Origin of the sequence: Citrobacter sp. CK199 (assembly GCF_030333285.1) — a bacterium.
GTDB classification, from domain to species: Bacteria; Pseudomonadota; Gammaproteobacteria; order Enterobacterales; family Enterobacteriaceae; genus Citrobacter_B; species Citrobacter_B koseri.
The window spans coordinates 286,805-302,100 of sequence record NZ_JAOWGF010000024.1; the positions used below are offsets into that span (position 1 = coordinate 286,805).

Below are 15,296 nucleotides of genomic sequence, written 5' to 3' on the forward strand. Positions count from 1 at the left end.
CCTACGCCGCCTTCGGCTGCTTTTCGTAGAGGAAGTGAAGAATCTGCTGGCGCAGCTGGTGGTATCGGCTGTCGTCAGCCAGCTGCACGCGATTACGCGGGCGAGGAAGCGTGACGGGCAAAATGTCGCCTACCGTCGCCGCCGGGCCGTTGGTCATCATCAGCACGCGATCGGAGAGCAGCACCGCTTCATCCACATCGTGGGTAATCAGCACAATGGTGGTATTGAGCGACTGCTGGATTTGCATCACCGTGTCCTGCAAATGCGCGCGCGTCAGGGCGTCCAGCGCGCCAAACGGTTCATCCATCAGCAGCACTTTGGGTTTCATCGCCAGCGCCCGGGCGATGCCGACGCGCTGCTTCATCCCCCCGGACACTTCTCCCGGATGCTTGTGCATAGCGTGCCCCATTTGCACCCGTTCAAGATTGTGTTCAATCCATTCCCGACGCTCTGTTTTCCCCATCGTGCGGCGAAAGACCCGATCAACCGCCAGCGCAACGTTATCGAAGCAGGTCAGCCACGGCAGCAGCGAGTGATTCTGAAAGACCACCGCTCTTTCCGGCCCCGGCCCGGCGATTTCCCGGTTGTCGCAAATAAGCCCCCCGTCGGTAGGGAGCGTAATTCCGGCAATCAGATTCAACAGCGTCGATTTCCCGCAGCCGGAATGCCCAATAAGGCTGACGGTTTCACCTTCATGAATGTCGAAAGAGACGTTTTGCAACGCCAGAAACTCGCCGCTGGCGGTAGAAAAACGCTGACTGACGGCCTGTACCTGAATTAACGGTTTCATGGTGTTCCCCTTATTTTTCCTGCCAGCTAAAACGACGCGCCACCAGCATTAAGCCCTGCTCCAGCAGCAGGCCAACCACGCCGATGATGACGATAGCGATGAGAATGTTTTCCACATTGAGGTTGTTCCACTCGTTCCAGATCCAAAAGCCAATGCCGAGACCGCCGGTGAGCATTTCCGCCGCCACAATCACCAGCCAGGCGATGCCGATAGACAGGCGTACGCCGGTCAGCACCGCAGGCAGAACCGCCGGAAAGAGAATACGGCGCATCACCGTCCATTCCGGGAGTTGCAGGACACGGGCAACGTTAAGGTAATCCTGTGGGATGCGGCGCACGCCTTCGGCGGTGTTGATCACCATCGGCCAGATAGAGCAGATAAAAATGGTCCAGCTTGATGCCGGTTCCGCTTTCTGAAACAGCAGCAAGCCAATTGGCAACCAGGCCAGCGGGCTGACCGGTCGCAGCAGCGCGATCAGCGGGGTAAACATGCGTGAGAAAAAGGTGAACCGGCCGATCAGGAAGCCAAGCGGGATACCCACCAGCGCCGCCAGCCCAAAACCAATCGCCACGCGCTGTAGCGACGCCAGCACATTCCAGCCAATCCCCATATCATTAGGCCCACCGTTATAAAACGGGTCGGCAAACAGCGTCAGCGCGGAATCAAGGGTGCTGAGCGGCGTCGGGAAGCCTTTGCTGTTAATGGCCGCCAGTTGCCAGCCCACCACCAGCAGCGCCAGCCCCAGCAATGCGGGAACGATCCGCTGCGCCAGCGTTCGCATCAGATGCGACAACGGCGGATTACGCCTGCGCACCGTAACGGGCGGCAGCGTAATCACTTCACCGGCGGCGGGTTCAGGGATGCGTCTTTGCGCGTTTTGTACTGTTTTCATGTCAGGCCCCTTGATGATGGAGAGTGAAACTGTTGGCGTAACGTTCGGGGTCCCGCCCGGTCCATACGGAACCATCCATGAGGGTGCTGGTGCGTAACAGCTGAGAAGGCGGCGTGATGCCGCCTACCGCTGCGGCGGCGTCCCGCCAGATGTCCGTGCGGTTAATCCGGGCGGCGATGGCGTTATAATCCGGCGCGTCCTTGAGCAGCCCCCAGCGACGGAACTGCGTCAGGAACCACATCCCGTCGGAATGCCACGGAAAACTCACTTCCGCATCGTGATAAAAACGAATGGCGTGCGCGTCCTGCCAGCGATGCCCTGCGCCGTTGTCGTACTCGCCCAACATACGTCCGGTCAGGTACTGCTCTTTAGTGTTGAGCCAGGCGCGACGGGCCAGTATTTGTGCGGTTTCGCGTCGGTTTTCCACTGAGGCGTCGATCCAGCGCGCCGCCTCCAGTACCGCGCTGACCAGCGCTCTGGCGGTGTTTGGATGCTGTTCGACCCAGTCACGGCGCGTTCCCAGGATTTTTTCCGGGTGATCGGGCCAGATGGCCTGCGACGTCGTGGCGGTAAAACCAATGCGATCATTAATCGCACGGGCATTCCACGGTTCACCGACGCAAAAACCCACCATGTTGCCAATACGCATGTTCATCACCATTTGCGGCGGCGGCACGACGACCATTCGGACATCAGAGAACGGGTTAATCCCCGCACTGGCCAGCCAGTAATAGAGCCACATCGCATGCGTTCCGGTCGGAAATGTATGCGCAAAGGTGTAAGTGCCGGGCGCTTGTCCGGCGATCATGTTTTTCAATCCGCCAGCGTCGGTAATGCCTTTCTCCTGGAGCGCCGTCGACAGCGTGATTGCCTGCCCGTTCTGATTTAGCGTCATCAGGTTCGCCATCGGCTGCGGCTTACTGGCGATACCAAGCTCAAGACCATAGAGCAGGCCATACAGCACATGCGCCGCGTCCAGTTCGCCGGAAACGAGTTTGTCGCGCACCGCCGCCCAACTGGCCTCTTTGGTCGGCACGAGGGTAATGCCGTATTTCTTATCAAACCCTTTCAACGCGGCGATGATCAGCGGCGCGCTGTCGGTGAGCGGAATAAAGCCGACTCTGACAATTTCAAGTTCGGGTTTGTCCGATCCTGCCGCCCACACGGACTGCATCAAACCGGGCACCAGCAGCGCCCCGCCCATCGCGGCCCCTGCCTGCAATAATCGACGTCGCGTCAATGAAACAGACCTGTCACCCATACATGCTCCCCATTGCAAAAAAAAAGCGCCCGGCAATGCCGAAGCATTGCAGGACGCCTTTATCCCAAACGCGCGCAAACCGTCGTTGGTTTGCCGCTAAACTGTTTTCAGAACTCTTTTACCATTTCAGTCCTGCAATTCAGATGCCAACATCAACATGCCCCTATTCCGCCGCTTTTCAGGCGGTACGCGAACGCGCTTGCACCCGAATCTGGCACGCGATGCCCAGCCGTTGTGCAGCTACCCTTTGGTTGTCACCTGCCAGAGCGATTTCACCGTGAGCAGCGCACGCGCGATGTCCACCATCCGCTGGTTCTTGTCCATCGCCATTTTGCGCAGCGACTGCCAGGCCTGCTCTTCAGACAGATTCTGGTGATGCATCAGCACATATTTGGCCTTATCAATAACCTTTCGCTCCTCCAGCGCATCCTGTAGCGACGCCAGTTGCCCGCTGAGCTGCTCCAGCTCCCGCGCCTGTTGCCGCACAACCAGCAGCAACTGCTTATCCCGGCGCAATGAGAACGTATCGTCGGTGGCATCATCCAGCCAGCTGGCGAGCGGCAACGTTGTCTCATCCTGCGCCAGACGACGCTCCACCGCAGACATTAACTCGGCGATCAGCATCTCCTCGATACTGCGCAGTTGCTCCAGCCGTTGCGTCTGGAGCGTGAACCAGCGTAAAGCGCTTTCGCCCTTATCGGGCGCAGGCTGGCGCGTACAGGCCAGGCGGCGCCACTGTTCGATAGCGGCTTCCGCTTCGCACTGCTGGCGAAATGCGTGAACCACCGTCGGAGACGCCAGCGATATAAAGGTGTCAAAGCAGAGCTGCTGTCCGTCAATGCGATCCACCAGCTCCTGTCGCATCTCGTGGCTGAACGCCCCTTGCGTAAACCCTATCGCCCCCAGCGCCCGCTCCTGCCCCACCAGCTCCTTACCCTGCATAAAGCTGTACAGCGCGACCATCCCTCCGGCGATGTGGGGATGGTCGATGTTGTCGTTAAGCTGCGGCACAATGCTTAGCAGGTGGCGCAGCGTGCGGCTGTACTGATCCATCGCCTGTGGCGCATCGCTATGCCGTCCACTGACCGCTTCGCGCAGCTGCGGCAACTGCTCCAGACACCAGACAGCCCCGGCGATGCGATGACAGAGCGCGCTGTTCGCCATCGGCCTCATCTCCTGCAACAGGGACTGCAACCGGGCGTGTTCTTCGTCCACCAGCGCGCGGCTGGCGCGTATCTCCGGCCCATAAAGTTGCCCTGCGGAACACAACCAGATGTTGGATGCGCCGCGTTCGCACTGTAGCATATGCACCAGATAGCTAATCCGGGACACCAGCTTCCCTGACTGCGCCAGTTGGCGAAGCTGCGTATTCTCAAGCTGGCGCGCATAATGAAACCATTGGGTGGCGCCGGGGCGGCTTTCCATATTCGTCATCATCGTTGCTCTCCCGGGTAACAGGTCTACCCGTACTACAAGCAATATCCATGCCCCCCTGACAACAGGAGTCAAAATGCAAAAGATAGTGATCGTCGCAAACGGTGCGGCATACGGTAGCGAAGCGTTATTTAACAGCCTGCGTCTGGCCATTGCGCTACGTGAACAGGCCGGCGACCTCGATCTGCGTTTATTTTTAATGTCGGATGCCGTCACCGCAGGATTACGCGGACAGAAGCCTGCGGAAGGTTACAATATCCAGCAAATGCTGGAGATCCTGACCGCGCAGAACGTCCCGGTGAAACTGTGTAAAACCTGTACCGACGGGCGGGGAATCACCACATTGCCGCTCATTGACGGCGTGGAAGTCGGTACGCTGGTCGAACTGGCCCAGTGGACGCTGGCGGCGGATAAAGTTCTGACCTTCTGATCCCCGGCGCGGGAATTGCCCCTGGTTTCCGCGCACCTTCATTAGCGCTTAACGCGCGTTTAGCCCTGCTGATACTATTTTCTTATGGACGCGGTTGCAGCCTCAAGATTCGCCGCCCGGTAGCCGATAGGATTTCCAATACCACACTGAAGGAAATACTATGTTCAGCTCAATTCGCGCCCGTATTATTGCGGCGACAACGGGATGTCTGGTTGTCGCCCTCCTCCTTAACACGCTGATTAACCTTCAGGTAACGCGTCTCGATAACCGACAAGCGCAGCAGGATACGCTCACCAGTACCAGCGCCAGCCACAGTCTGGCGATTGCCGACTGGGTTAGCAGCAAAATGAATATGATTTCCTCGTTGCAGCAGGCGGCGCTAACCGACGATCCGGTGCCGGTATTTCGTCAAATGGCGCTGGGCGGCGGCTTTACGAATATCTATGTCGGGTATGCCAGCAAAACAGCAAAATTCTCCGACCCGGCAGGCATACCGCCAGATTTTGATCCGACGTCACGTCCCTGGTATCAACAGGTTGTCAGCGCTGACGCCGCCGTCGTTACGGCCCCCTATGTTGATGCCGGAACCGGCAAGCTGGTGGTAACGTTCGCCGTTCCGGTGAAAGAGAACGGCGAACTGAAAGCGGTGGTCGCCGGTGATGTCGCGATGGATGCCGTCGTGGCGAATGTACACGGTATTCAACCGACGCCCGCCAGCAGCGGTATGTTGCTCGACCAAAACGGAACGCTCATCGCCGCCAACGATCCGGCGCTGACGATGAAACCTTTCGCGCAGGTCGTCAGCGGCGTGGATTTCAATCAGGTAAAAAGCGGACACCCTGTTCAGGCGCTGATCGGCGAGAGCAGTAAAACGCTGCTGGCGACGCCGGTGCAAGGAACCCACTGGTGGCTGGTCGTGGCGTTAGACGAAAAAGAGGCGACCTCCGGCATGCTGGCGCTGCTGAAGGCGTCCACCCTGTCTCTGCTGCTGTTGGTTCTCGCGGGCGGCGCAGTGATGCACCTTCTGGTGGCTCGCCTGATGAAGCGTCTGTCCACGATCCGCGACGCGATGCATGCCATTGCCAACGGGACGAACGATTTGTCTCAACGTTTGCCGGACAGCGGCACGGACGAAGTCGCGCAAATCGCCAGGGCGTTTAACGGTTTTAGCGATAAGCTGTCCGTGGTAATGGTACAGCTACGCGATGCCAGTGCCTCGGTGAAAATGGCCGCGCAGGAGATTGCCGCCGGTAACCGCGACCTTTCAGGCCGTACCGAGCAGGCCGCCTCCAGCCTGCGTGAAACCGCCAGCGCCGTTGAGCAAATCACCGCATCGGTCGCCCAGTCCACGGAATCTGCCGCCGAAGCCAACGATCAGGCGCAAAAAGCCTCACAGGCCGCCACGCGCGGCGGCGACGTGGTCTCGCAGGCAATCACGACAATGCAATCCATTGAAGGGGCATCGGCGAAAATCGGCGATATCACCAGCGTGATCGACGGCATTGCGTTCCAGACCAATATCCTGGCGCTGAATGCTTCGGTCGAAGCCGCCCGGGCGGGAGAGCAAGGCCGCGGGTTTGCCGTTGTCGCGGGTGAAGTGCGCAACCTTGCCAGCCGCAGCGCGCAGGCGGCAAAAGAGATTAAATCGCTGATCGACTCCACAACCACCAGCGTCGCGACAGGTTCACGTTATGTTCATCTGGCCGGAGAAAGTATGCAGGAGATCCTGTCCAGCATCGGCCATGTCTCCGGCATCATGCATGAAATCAGCATCGCCACCAGTGAGCAGATGAAAGGCATTCAGGAAATAAATCACTCCGTGAACCACCTTGATCGCATGGTGCAACAGAACGCTGAACTGGTGGTGCAGTCTGCCGCTGCCGCAGGCGCCTTGCAGAGCCAGGCAGGCGAGCTGGCTGAAACTGCCGGGCATTTCCGAATTTAATCTTATAAGGGCGTGTTTTTGTCGAAAGTTACCACGCCCTTTCAATGATTTTCAGGTATTTTGTCATTTTTGTTTAATGGTTATGCCATTTTTTGATCAAAATCAGCATCCGTGAGCTCACCCTTTGGTGTTATGCAGTGAGTGAAATGTGAACAACATCACGCAGCACTTCCGCAAGGGAGTACGTTGTTTTCAAGAACGGGGTGAAAAATGGCATTAGTGAAAGCAAGTTTGAAATTGTTTGGTGGGGATACGGTGATAGTGCGTTGTTCTGAACGCTGCCACATCCATTTAATGAGCGAGAAAAAACACGTCAAAGACACGCAGACCGATATTTTAAGCGTGCAGAACCGTGATAATGCCTGGCTGACCGTACCGTACACCGGTGTCTGGAACGTGCTGATCGACAGCCACAGCCAGTCACTGGAACACTCCATCAGTTATATCGCAGCCTGATGTTTTTGCCCCTGGATTCAGGGGCAACGCTCAGGCAAATCCGGGGTTGAATCCCCTTTCCGGCTGATTCTCGCCTACCAAGCCTCTGACTTTCGCCACCAGATCGTTCAGGCAATCGTCCCGCATCCCCAGTCTGGCAAGCTCCTGTTCCAGCGAGAACAGATATTGCGCGTTGGTGCCCAACGGCCCACTGGCGGCAGCAATCAGCGGCGCGATAATCTGAGCGCGAGTATCCGACTCATACAGCGGGTGTCGCGGGTCCATAATAAACACCAGCGCATTGACCGTCCGGCCATCATCCAGCGCCAGCTGGCACCAGGTGGGAAGATAGCAGCCGGTAATCATTTCCCGCTTCCACAGTAGCGTCAGCTCCTGCTCCAGCGCGTTCTCCGGCAGTTTATAAGCCACGCCAGTAGTTCGCCCGCCCTCTTTCAGCGCCAGCATCCGTCCGGGCTGACACGCCGTTCCACGCCCTGCCGTCAGACGCAGACAAAACGCCCGGTGCCAGCCGACCAGCGTACCGGTACAGGACTCGTCAAATTCTAACGCCGGATTCCACATCAACGATCCATAACCGAAGATCCACACCGGTCCATCATCGGGCCTACAGGCAAGCGTCGCCGCCAGTGAAGCGGCCCGTTGTTCTGCTGACCAAAGTAGTGATTCTTCAATAGCGCCAAACGCCGTTTTACAATCGGCATTCAGTAAAAAATCACGCGTTAACACCTTACACCTCCGCCACTGCAAACTTCCCTGCAACACTTTTTTGACGCCTTCCGGGCATTTTAACTGCTCATTTTGAAACCACTAACAGGACAATATGCAATTCAATCGCCGCTTGCAAGGCAACAGACGCTCAACGCGCATCATTTGCCTGGCCTGGCACGAAGACGATCAGCGCTTTTTATGCCACTTATCATCGCCCCCTTTTTGGTAATCATTTTTGACGGCAGCCCAGGCAACCTTATGCGCGGTCTCCTCCCGGCTGGCGTCGTCACGTCTGTCCGTTTTATCTTTATATTGTTCCCAGGCGCTATTAAACGCCTCTTTATAGATATCCTGCGCGTGCGCAGGCAGCACATTCTGCACGCTTTCCGGCAAATCGCTTTTCGTTTTATAAGGCATTGCTGACTCCTCTTTTTGCTGTAAACCTTTAGTGTGGTCAACAATGTTTTGTCTCGCCAGTCGGGTGCTATTTTACTTTTTATTTGTCACTAACCCACTGTTATTCATATACTCTCTAAACAAGACGTACTTTTTTATTCACTCTGCGGGGAAAAATAGCCCATGCCGTAAAATTACGTAAAAACACAATGATGAAGCCGCGATTTCTGTTATTTTTTACAATCTTTAATACATTTATAATTAAAAACACCTGCGGAGATGGAGAATCATAATGACACACGCACATGAGGCGGTGAAAACCCGCCACAAGGAGACCTCGCTTATTTTCCCGGTTCTGGCACTGGTGGTGCTGTTCTTATGGGGAAGCAGTCAGTCACTACCAGTGGTCATCGGTATTAATATACTTGCCCTTATTGGTATTTTAAGCAGCGCTTTCAGCGTTGTCCGCCATGCGGATGTATTAGCGCACCGACTCGGCGAACCCTACGGTTCCCTGATCTTAAGTCTTTCTGTCGTTATTCTGGAAGTGAGTTTAATTTCCGCATTGATGGCCACCGGCGACGCCGCGCCAACGCTGATGCGCGACACGCTCTATTCAATCATCATGATTGTAACTGGCGGACTGGTCGGTTTTTCTCTGCTGCTTGGCGGTCGTAAATTCGCCACGCAATATATGAACCTGTTTGGCATTAAACAGTATTTAATTGCCCTGTTTCCGCTGGCGATTATCGTACTGGTCTTCCCTATGGCGCTGCCAGGGGCGAATTTTACTACGGCTCAGGCGCTGTTAGTGGCGCTTATTTCCGCCGCGATGTACGGCGTTTTCCTGCTGATTCAGACAAAAACGCACCAGAGTTTATTCGTTTACGAGCATGAAGATGAAAGTGATGACGATGACCCGCACCACGGCAAACCGTCCGCGCACAGCAACATCTGGCACGCTGTATGGCTGATCGTACATCTGATTGCCGTTATCGCCGTGACGAAAATGAACGCCAATCCTCTGGAGACACTGTTAACCGAACTGAATGCGCCAGTGGCATTTACCGGTTTCCTCGTGGCCTTGCTGATCCTCTCCCCTGAAGGGCTGGGCGCGCTGAAAGCGGTGTTGAATAACCAGGTACAGCGAGCCATGAACCTGTTCTTTGGTTCGGTACTGGCAACCATCTCCCTGACCGTACCGGTGGTGACGCTGATTGCATGGGCCACCGGAAATGACCTGCTCTTCGGTTTGGGCGCCCCGGAGATGGTGGTAATGGTGGCCTCGCTGGTGCTGTGCCACATTTCCTTCTCGACCGGGCGAACCAATGTGTTGAACGGCGCGGCGCATCTGGCTCTGTTTATCGCTTACCTGATGACCATTTTTGCCTGACGGACAAAAAAGCCCGGTAGCGTTTACGCTTACCGGGCTTACGAAACCGCGTTTATTGTAGGCCGGATACGGCGTCAGACGCCATCCGGCACACATCATTCCCGCTTAGTGTTCGGTATCCAGCTCACCGAAGCTTTTCACCAGATCGTCAATCGCTTTAATTTGCTTCAGGAACGGTTCCAGCTTCGCTAACGGCAGCGCGGACGGACCATCACATTTCGCATGCTCCGGGTCCGGGTGCGCTTCAATGAACAGACCGGCCAGGCCTACCGCCATACCGGCGCGCGCCAGTTCGGTAACCTGCGCGCGACGACCGCCAGACGCGGCGCCAAACGGGTCGCGGCACTGCAACGCATGGGTGACGTCGAAAATAACAGGCGAGTTACCGGAAACTTTCTTCATCACGCTAAAGCCCAGCATATCAACAACCAGGTTGTCGTAGCCGAAGTTCGCACCGCGATCGCACAGGATCACTTTATCGTTGCCGCCTTCGTGGAATTTGTCCACGATATTGCCCATCTGACCAGGGCTGACGAACTGCGGTTTTTTCACGTTAATGACCGCGCCGGTTTTTGCCATCGCTTCCACCAGGTCGGTCTGGCGAGCGAGGAATGCCGGAAGCTGAATGACATCCACCACGTCAGCGACAGGCTGCGCCTGACTGGCTTCATGAACGTCGGTGATCACTTTCACACCAAACGTTTGTTTCAGTTCCTGGAAAATCTTCATCCCTTCTTCCAGACCCGGGCCACGGTAAGAGTGAATAGAGGAACGGTTGGCTTTATCAAAAGAGGCTTTGAACACATAAGGAATACCCAGCTTCTGGGTCACGGTTACGTAGTGTTCACAGATACGCATCGCCAGATCGCGTGATTCCAGCACGTTCATACCGCCAAACAGCACGAATGGCAGGTCATTTGCCACGTTGATGTCGCCAATGCTAACCACTTTTTGTTTCATAAGATCGCCTTAACCATGGGTAAAATGTCGATTAATTAATGCAAAACAATTTGCTTGTGCGCAATGGTATTAATCTGCGCACGAATCATTTCGCTGATCGGGTCTTCTGGACACTGTTCAACAAAATAACTTAAATCCGTCAACGCAACATGTTCACACTCCAGTTGCGCATAAATCAGACCCCGGTCGCGGATCTCGTAAGGGTCTTCCGGGTTAAATTGCAGTAACGCTTCGCTGGCGCGCAACGCCAGTTCCATTTGCCGCTCTTCCATCAAGGAAGATTTCAGCGTATCCAGCAATTTGCGAATGACCTCAGCGTTATCCGCCTCATCCAGATCTTCGTTAAACAGTTCAGCGACCGGGCTAATATTGCCCTTCAGCCAGACTTCCAGCGTATGCTCATCGAGCGTTTCGCCGTTAAATGGGTTGATCAGCCACATTTCCCCCTCCAGCGATTCAATACGCAGAATCAACTGGGTCGGGAAAATGACCGGCACCAATGGGAGACCCAGCCGGTGAGCCAGCCACAATAAGATTGCGCCTAACGATACCGCGCTCCCCTGGCGGTTTTTCAGAACCTGATCGAGCCATAATGCATCAGAAAGACGATAGACGCCGTGGGTATCTCTGAACCCCCACTCGCCATAAAAAAGTGCCAGCAATTTTTCCAGTTGCTCATCCTGAGACAGGAGCTGGCTAATTTCTTCATGCGCCAGACTGGCCAGACGTTCCAGTTCGTCATAGACCGCTTGCGTCGGAAAATCCAGGCGGATCGATTCCGATGCCAGGATCATCCCATCGCACAGTGGCGCTTTATTAAATTCGAAATCAGCTAACGACCTCATGACTTACCCCAGTAACGGTATTTTTGTGGTGGCGAGTTTAATGATGATGTACAGCACCACCAGCGCCAGCGGGAAGGCGATAACGCGCGCCTGCTGACTGCGCGCCTGACGATAATCAAGCGCAATAAAACCCAAAACGATGTAGATGATAACGCCAAACAACTTCTCAGTCAGCCATGTCCCCTGTTCGGTGAATGGCAGGATGTGCGTTTTTATGATTAACCCCGCTCCGCTAAGCAGCAAAACGGTATCAATAATCGGCGGGACAACCCGCGTCCAACGTGCGGATGCCAGCGCATGGCGGGTATAGCGCCACCAGAAACGCAGCACGAACAGGCTAACGGAAAGCGTAACGCTGGTCAGATGGACGCCCAGCAGCAGCGTAAATGTATTCATGGCGCGATCCGCCCAAGCGTGATTCGTTCGTTGTCGCCATAATCACGGCAGGTCTCAACCTGAACGTACCCCGCCTGCGTCAACGCGGTTCTGACCGCCGCCCCTTGCTGCCAGCCGTGCTCCAGCAACAGATACCCCCCCGGCGCCAGCGCATGGCGCGCCTGCGCGATAATGTACGTGATATCCGCCATGCCGTTATCGTCTGCGACCAGCGCCGACAGCGGTTCAAAACGCACATCGCCCTGCGCGAGATGGGGATCATGAGCATCAATATACGGAGGGTTGCTGACGATCATGTCAAATTGCTGCCCCGGTAACGCCGCAAACCAGTCGCTTTGCAGTATGCGAACATTGTGAATCGCCAGATGTTGCGCATTACGGCCAGCCAGCGCCACGGCGTCTGGCATACGGTCTACCGCCGTGACCTCGCAGTCCGGTCGCTCTGTCGCCAGCGCCAGCGCAATCGCGCCGGTTCCGGTGCCGAGGTCGAGAATCCGACACGGCGAATCAGGCAGACGCGCCAGCGCCTGCTCGACCAGACATTCGGTGTCCGGGCGCGGAATCAGCGTAGCGGGCGAGACAAACAGCGGCAGTGACCAGAACTCGCGCATGCCAGTCAGGTGTGCAACCGGTTCGCCGCGCTGACGACGCGCCAGCAACTGCGCCAGTTGCTCACACTGCGTGTCGGTCAGTGCCGTTTCGCCAAATGCCAGAATAAAGGTGCGCCCCTTACCGGTAACGTGACCCAGCAAAATCTCGGCATCACGTCGGGGGCTTTCACTCTCCTGTAAGCGGCTTATCGCCTCACGCAACCAGTGCTGGTAATCCATTATTCCTGCTCGGACAACGCCGCCAGTTGGTCGGCCTGATGTTCCTGAACAATCGGCTCAATGAGCATGTCCAGTTTCCCCTCCATCACCTCATCCAGACGGTAGAGGGTCAGGTTAATACGATGATCCGTCACGCGACCCTGCGGGAAGTTATAGGTACGGTTGCGATCGCTGCGGTCGCCGCTACCTAACAGGTTACGCCGGGTTGAGGCTTCAGCCTGCTGACGCTTCGCCGTTTCTGCGGCATGGATGCGCGCCCCAAGCACCGACAGCGCCTTCGCTTTGTTTTTATGCTGTGAACGTTCGTCCTGGCACTCCACCACGATACCGGTCGGCAAGTGCGTAATACGAATTGCGGAGTCGGTGGTGTTAACGTGCTGACCGCCCGCGCCCGAAGAGCGGAAGGTGTCGATACGTAAATCAGCCGGGTTAATATCCGGCAGTTCGGCCTCCGGCAGTTCCGGCATAACGGCGACGGTACAGGCGGACGTGTGGATACGCCCCTGCGATTCGGTCGCCGGGACGCGCTGAACGCGATGGCCGCCGGACTCAAACTTGAGTCGCCCGTAAACGCCATCGCCGCTGATTTTGGCGATGATCTCTTTATAGCCGCCATGCTCGCCTTCACTGGCGCTCATGATCTCTACCCGCCAGCGACGCGCTTCAGCGTAACGGCTGTACATGCGGAACAGATCGCCTGCGAACAGCGCGGCTTCATCGCCGCCCGTTCCGGCGCGCACTTCGAGGAAAGCGTTACGTTCGTCATCGGGATCTTTTGGCAGCAGCAGAACCTGCAACTGTTGCTCCAGTTGTTCACCTTTTTCTTTGGCTTCGCGCAGTTCATCCTGCGCCATCTCGCGCATTTCAGGATCGTCGAGCATCATCTGTGCCGTTTCGATATCATCCTGAACCTGTTGCCAGTCCGTAAAACAGCGAGAAACATCGCTTAATTGCGCATACTCACGCGACAGCGCGCGAAAGCGTTCCTGGTCTGCGATGGTTCCCGCATCACCCAACAGCGCCTGAACTTCTTCATGGCGTTCGTGCAGGGCTTCCAGTTTGGCAACGATAGAAGGCTTCATAGGCGTAAATGCACCCTGTAAAAAATAGATTGGTGTGCTGCTACTCCAGCCCGAGGCTGTCGCGCAGAATATTCAGGCGTTCGTCATCCCCGTCACGGGCGGCCTGTTGAAGAGATTTAGTTGGCGCATGGATCAGGCGGTTGGTCAGTTTCCATGCCAGATCCTGCAAAATGGCTTGCGCGTCGCCGCCCTGTTCAAGGGCTGCCAGCGCTTTAACTGTCAGTTCATCGCGTACATGCTCTGATTGACTACGGTATTCGCGGATGGTCTCGCTGGCGCTTTGCGAGCGCAGCCAGGCCATAAATTCGCTGGCTTCCTGCGCGACAATCGTTTCGGCCTCCACTGCCGCCGCTTTACGCTGCGCCAGGTTATGCGAAATGATGCTTTGCAGGTCATCAACGCTGTACAGATAGGCATTCGCCAGTTTCCCGACTTCCGGCTCCACGTCGCGCGGCACGGCAATGTCCACCAACAGCATCGGCTGGTTACGACGGCTTTTTAACGCGCGCTCCACCATCCCTTTGCCGATAATCGGCAGCGGACTGGCGGTTGAGCTGATAATAATATCGGCTTCCCGCAGACGTTCGTCGATGTCGCTCAACGAAATAACCTCAGCTCCCACTTCATCCGCCAGCACTTGCGCGCGTTCGCGGGTGCGGTTGGCGATGATCATTTTCTGTACTTTATGTTCACGCAGATGGCGCGCGACCAGTTCAATGGTTTCACCCGCCCCGACCAGCAACACCGTCACCGTGGAGAGGGATTCGAAAATCTGACGCGCCAGCGTACAGGCGGCAAAAGCAACGGACACGGCGCTGGCGCCGATGTCTGTTTCGGTGCGTACGCGTTTGGCGACGGAAAACGATTTCTGGAACATGCGTTCCAGCGCGCTGGCATGCAGATGACCTTTTTGCGAATCCGCAAACGCTTTTTTCACCTGACCGAGAATTTGCGGTTCGCCCAGCACCAGCGAGTCCAGCCCGCTGGCGACGCGCATCAGGTGGCTGACGGCGTCGTTGTCCTGGTGCCAGTAGAGGCTATTGCGCAGGTCGTCTTCATTGAGATTATGGTAATCACATAACCAACGAATCAGCGCCTCTTGCAGGTTATCCTGTTCTTCAACGCTGAGGTACAGCTCCGTACGGTTGCACGTCGACAACACCACGCCGCCCTGCACCATCGGCTGCGCAAGCAGGCTGTCCAACGCCTGATCGAGCGTATCTGGCGAAAACGTTACGCGTTCTCGCAGCGATACAGGTGCCGTTTTATGGTTAATACCGAGCGCTAAAAGGGTCATGTGTGCGGGAATAGTACCAGCGTTGATAAGGTTAGACTGGGTGCATCATACAGGATGCTCGTGGTCAATAAAAGAGACAGCCTCCTTTTGGAGTAATAGCTTACTGTTTAAATTAAGATAACGTGAACGTAGACGATGTACCCGGTCAGCGCTAGCATTAAGGGTTATAACTGCAACCAAC

16 protein-coding genes are annotated in these 15,296 nt (G+C 56.1%); 4 read left to right on the top strand and 12 right to left on the bottom strand.

The genetic code is table 11. The annotated features are described in order from the left end of the window. Nucleotide 1: 1 nt before the first annotated feature. The 4 genes from OGX75_RS05475 to nasR all read right to left on the bottom strand — a co-directional run bounded on the left by OGX75_RS05475 (nt 2) and on the right by nasR (nt 4,380). The gene (locus tag OGX75_RS05475; protein ID WP_012132175.1) at nt 2–790 is read right to left on the bottom strand and encodes an ABC transporter ATP-binding protein; all 789 of its coding nucleotides are present in this window, start codon (nt 788–790) and stop codon (nt 2–4) included. A gap of 10 nt (nt 791–800) precedes the next feature. Next, on the bottom strand, nt 801–1,682 hold the full coding sequence (gene ntrB / locus OGX75_RS05480) for a nitrate ABC transporter permease (protein WP_286451289.1): 882 nt from the start codon (nt 1,680–1,682) through the stop codon (nt 801–803). Nucleotide 1,683: 1 nt separating this feature from the next. Continuing rightward, nucleotides 1,684–2,943 (bottom strand): CmpA/NrtA family ABC transporter substrate-binding protein, encoded by a 1,260-nt coding sequence (locus tag OGX75_RS05485; protein WP_286451288.1) that lies wholly within the window; start codon nt 2,941–2,943, stop codon nt 1,684–1,686. Nucleotides 2,944–3,183: 240 nt separating this feature from the next. Then, entirely contained in the window at nt 3,184–4,380 is a 1,197-nt protein-coding gene (gene nasR, locus OGX75_RS05490) for a nitrate regulatory protein NasR (protein ID WP_286451287.1), read from the bottom strand. Nucleotides 4,381–4,453: 73 nt separating this feature from the next. Between nasR and OGX75_RS05495 the strand changes: the two genes are divergently transcribed. The 3 genes from OGX75_RS05495 (at nt 4,454) to OGX75_RS05505 (ending at nt 7,208) form a co-directional block, all read left to right on the top strand. Then, nucleotides 4,454–4,807 carry a DsrE/DsrF/TusD sulfur relay family protein gene (locus OGX75_RS05495; RefSeq protein WP_049010651.1) on the top strand — a complete coding sequence of 118 codons (354 nt, stop codon included), beginning with the start codon at nt 4,454–4,456 and terminating at the stop codon, nt 4,805–4,807. Between the two features lie 160 nt (nt 4,808–4,967). After that, nucleotides 4,968–6,752: a methyl-accepting chemotaxis protein gene (locus OGX75_RS05500; RefSeq protein WP_049010650.1), complete on the top strand. Its 1,785-nt coding sequence runs from the start codon at nt 4,968–4,970 to the stop codon at nt 6,750–6,752. A 210-nt stretch (nt 6,753–6,962) separates the two neighbouring features. Next, nucleotides 6,963–7,208: a DUF1883 domain-containing protein gene (locus OGX75_RS05505; protein WP_012132167.1), complete on the top strand. Its 246-nt coding sequence runs from the start codon at nt 6,963–6,965 to the stop codon at nt 7,206–7,208. Nucleotides 7,209–7,238: 30 nt separating this feature from the next. Here OGX75_RS05505 and OGX75_RS05510 read toward each other — a convergent pair whose 3' ends face one another. Further along, nucleotides 7,239–7,934 (bottom strand): gamma-glutamylcyclotransferase, encoded by a 696-nt coding sequence (locus tag OGX75_RS05510; protein WP_286451286.1) that lies wholly within the window; start codon nt 7,932–7,934, stop codon nt 7,239–7,241. Nucleotides 7,935–8,102: 168 nt separating this feature from the next. Next, complete coding sequence (gene chaB / locus OGX75_RS05515; RefSeq protein WP_286450679.1) at nt 8,103–8,333, bottom strand: putative cation transport regulator ChaB; 231 nt, start codon at nt 8,331–8,333, stop codon at nt 8,103–8,105. A 271-nt stretch (nt 8,334–8,604) separates the two neighbouring features. Between chaB and chaA the strand changes: the two genes are divergently transcribed. Next, a complete protein-coding gene (chaA, locus tag OGX75_RS05520) occupies nt 8,605–9,705 on the top strand; it encodes a sodium-potassium/proton antiporter ChaA (RefSeq protein WP_012132163.1) in 1,101 nt (366 codons plus the stop codon). A 105-nt stretch (nt 9,706–9,810) separates the two neighbouring features. Here chaA and kdsA read toward each other — a convergent pair whose 3' ends face one another. The 6 genes from kdsA to hemA are packed head-to-tail and all read right to left on the bottom strand — an operon-like array spanning nt 9,811 to nt 15,115. Next, nucleotides 9,811–10,665, bottom strand: coding sequence for a 3-deoxy-8-phosphooctulonate synthase (kdsA, locus tag OGX75_RS05525; RefSeq protein WP_012132162.1), 855 nt, complete (start codon nt 10,663–10,665; stop codon nt 9,811–9,813). A gap of 35 nt (nt 10,666–10,700) precedes the next feature. Continuing rightward, complete coding sequence (sirB1, locus tag OGX75_RS05530; RefSeq protein ID WP_012132161.1) at nt 10,701–11,510, bottom strand: invasion regulator SirB1; 810 nt, start codon at nt 11,508–11,510, stop codon at nt 10,701–10,703. 3 nt (nt 11,511–11,513) lie between these two features. Next, nucleotides 11,514–11,906, bottom strand: a complete 393-nt coding sequence (gene sirB2, locus OGX75_RS05535; RefSeq protein WP_047463430.1) for an invasion regulator SirB2 — start codon at nt 11,904–11,906, stop codon at nt 11,514–11,516. After that, on the bottom strand, nt 11,903–12,736 hold the full coding sequence (gene prmC / locus OGX75_RS05540; RefSeq protein WP_286451285.1) for a peptide chain release factor N(5)-glutamine methyltransferase: 834 nt from the start codon (nt 12,734–12,736) through the stop codon (nt 11,903–11,905). The genes sirB2 and prmC overlap by 4 nt, the downstream gene beginning before the upstream one ends. Then, nucleotides 12,736–13,818 carry a peptide chain release factor 1 gene (gene prfA, locus OGX75_RS05545; RefSeq protein WP_047463426.1) on the bottom strand — a complete coding sequence of 361 codons (1,083 nt, stop codon included), beginning with the start codon at nt 13,816–13,818 and terminating at the stop codon, nt 12,736–12,738. The genes prmC and prfA overlap by 1 nt, the downstream gene beginning before the upstream one ends. 40 nt (nt 13,819–13,858) lie before the next feature. Then, a complete protein-coding gene (gene hemA, locus OGX75_RS05550) occupies nt 13,859–15,115 on the bottom strand; it encodes a glutamyl-tRNA reductase (RefSeq protein ID WP_012132157.1) in 1,257 nt (418 codons plus the stop codon). Nucleotides 15,116–15,296 lie beyond the last annotated feature (181 nt).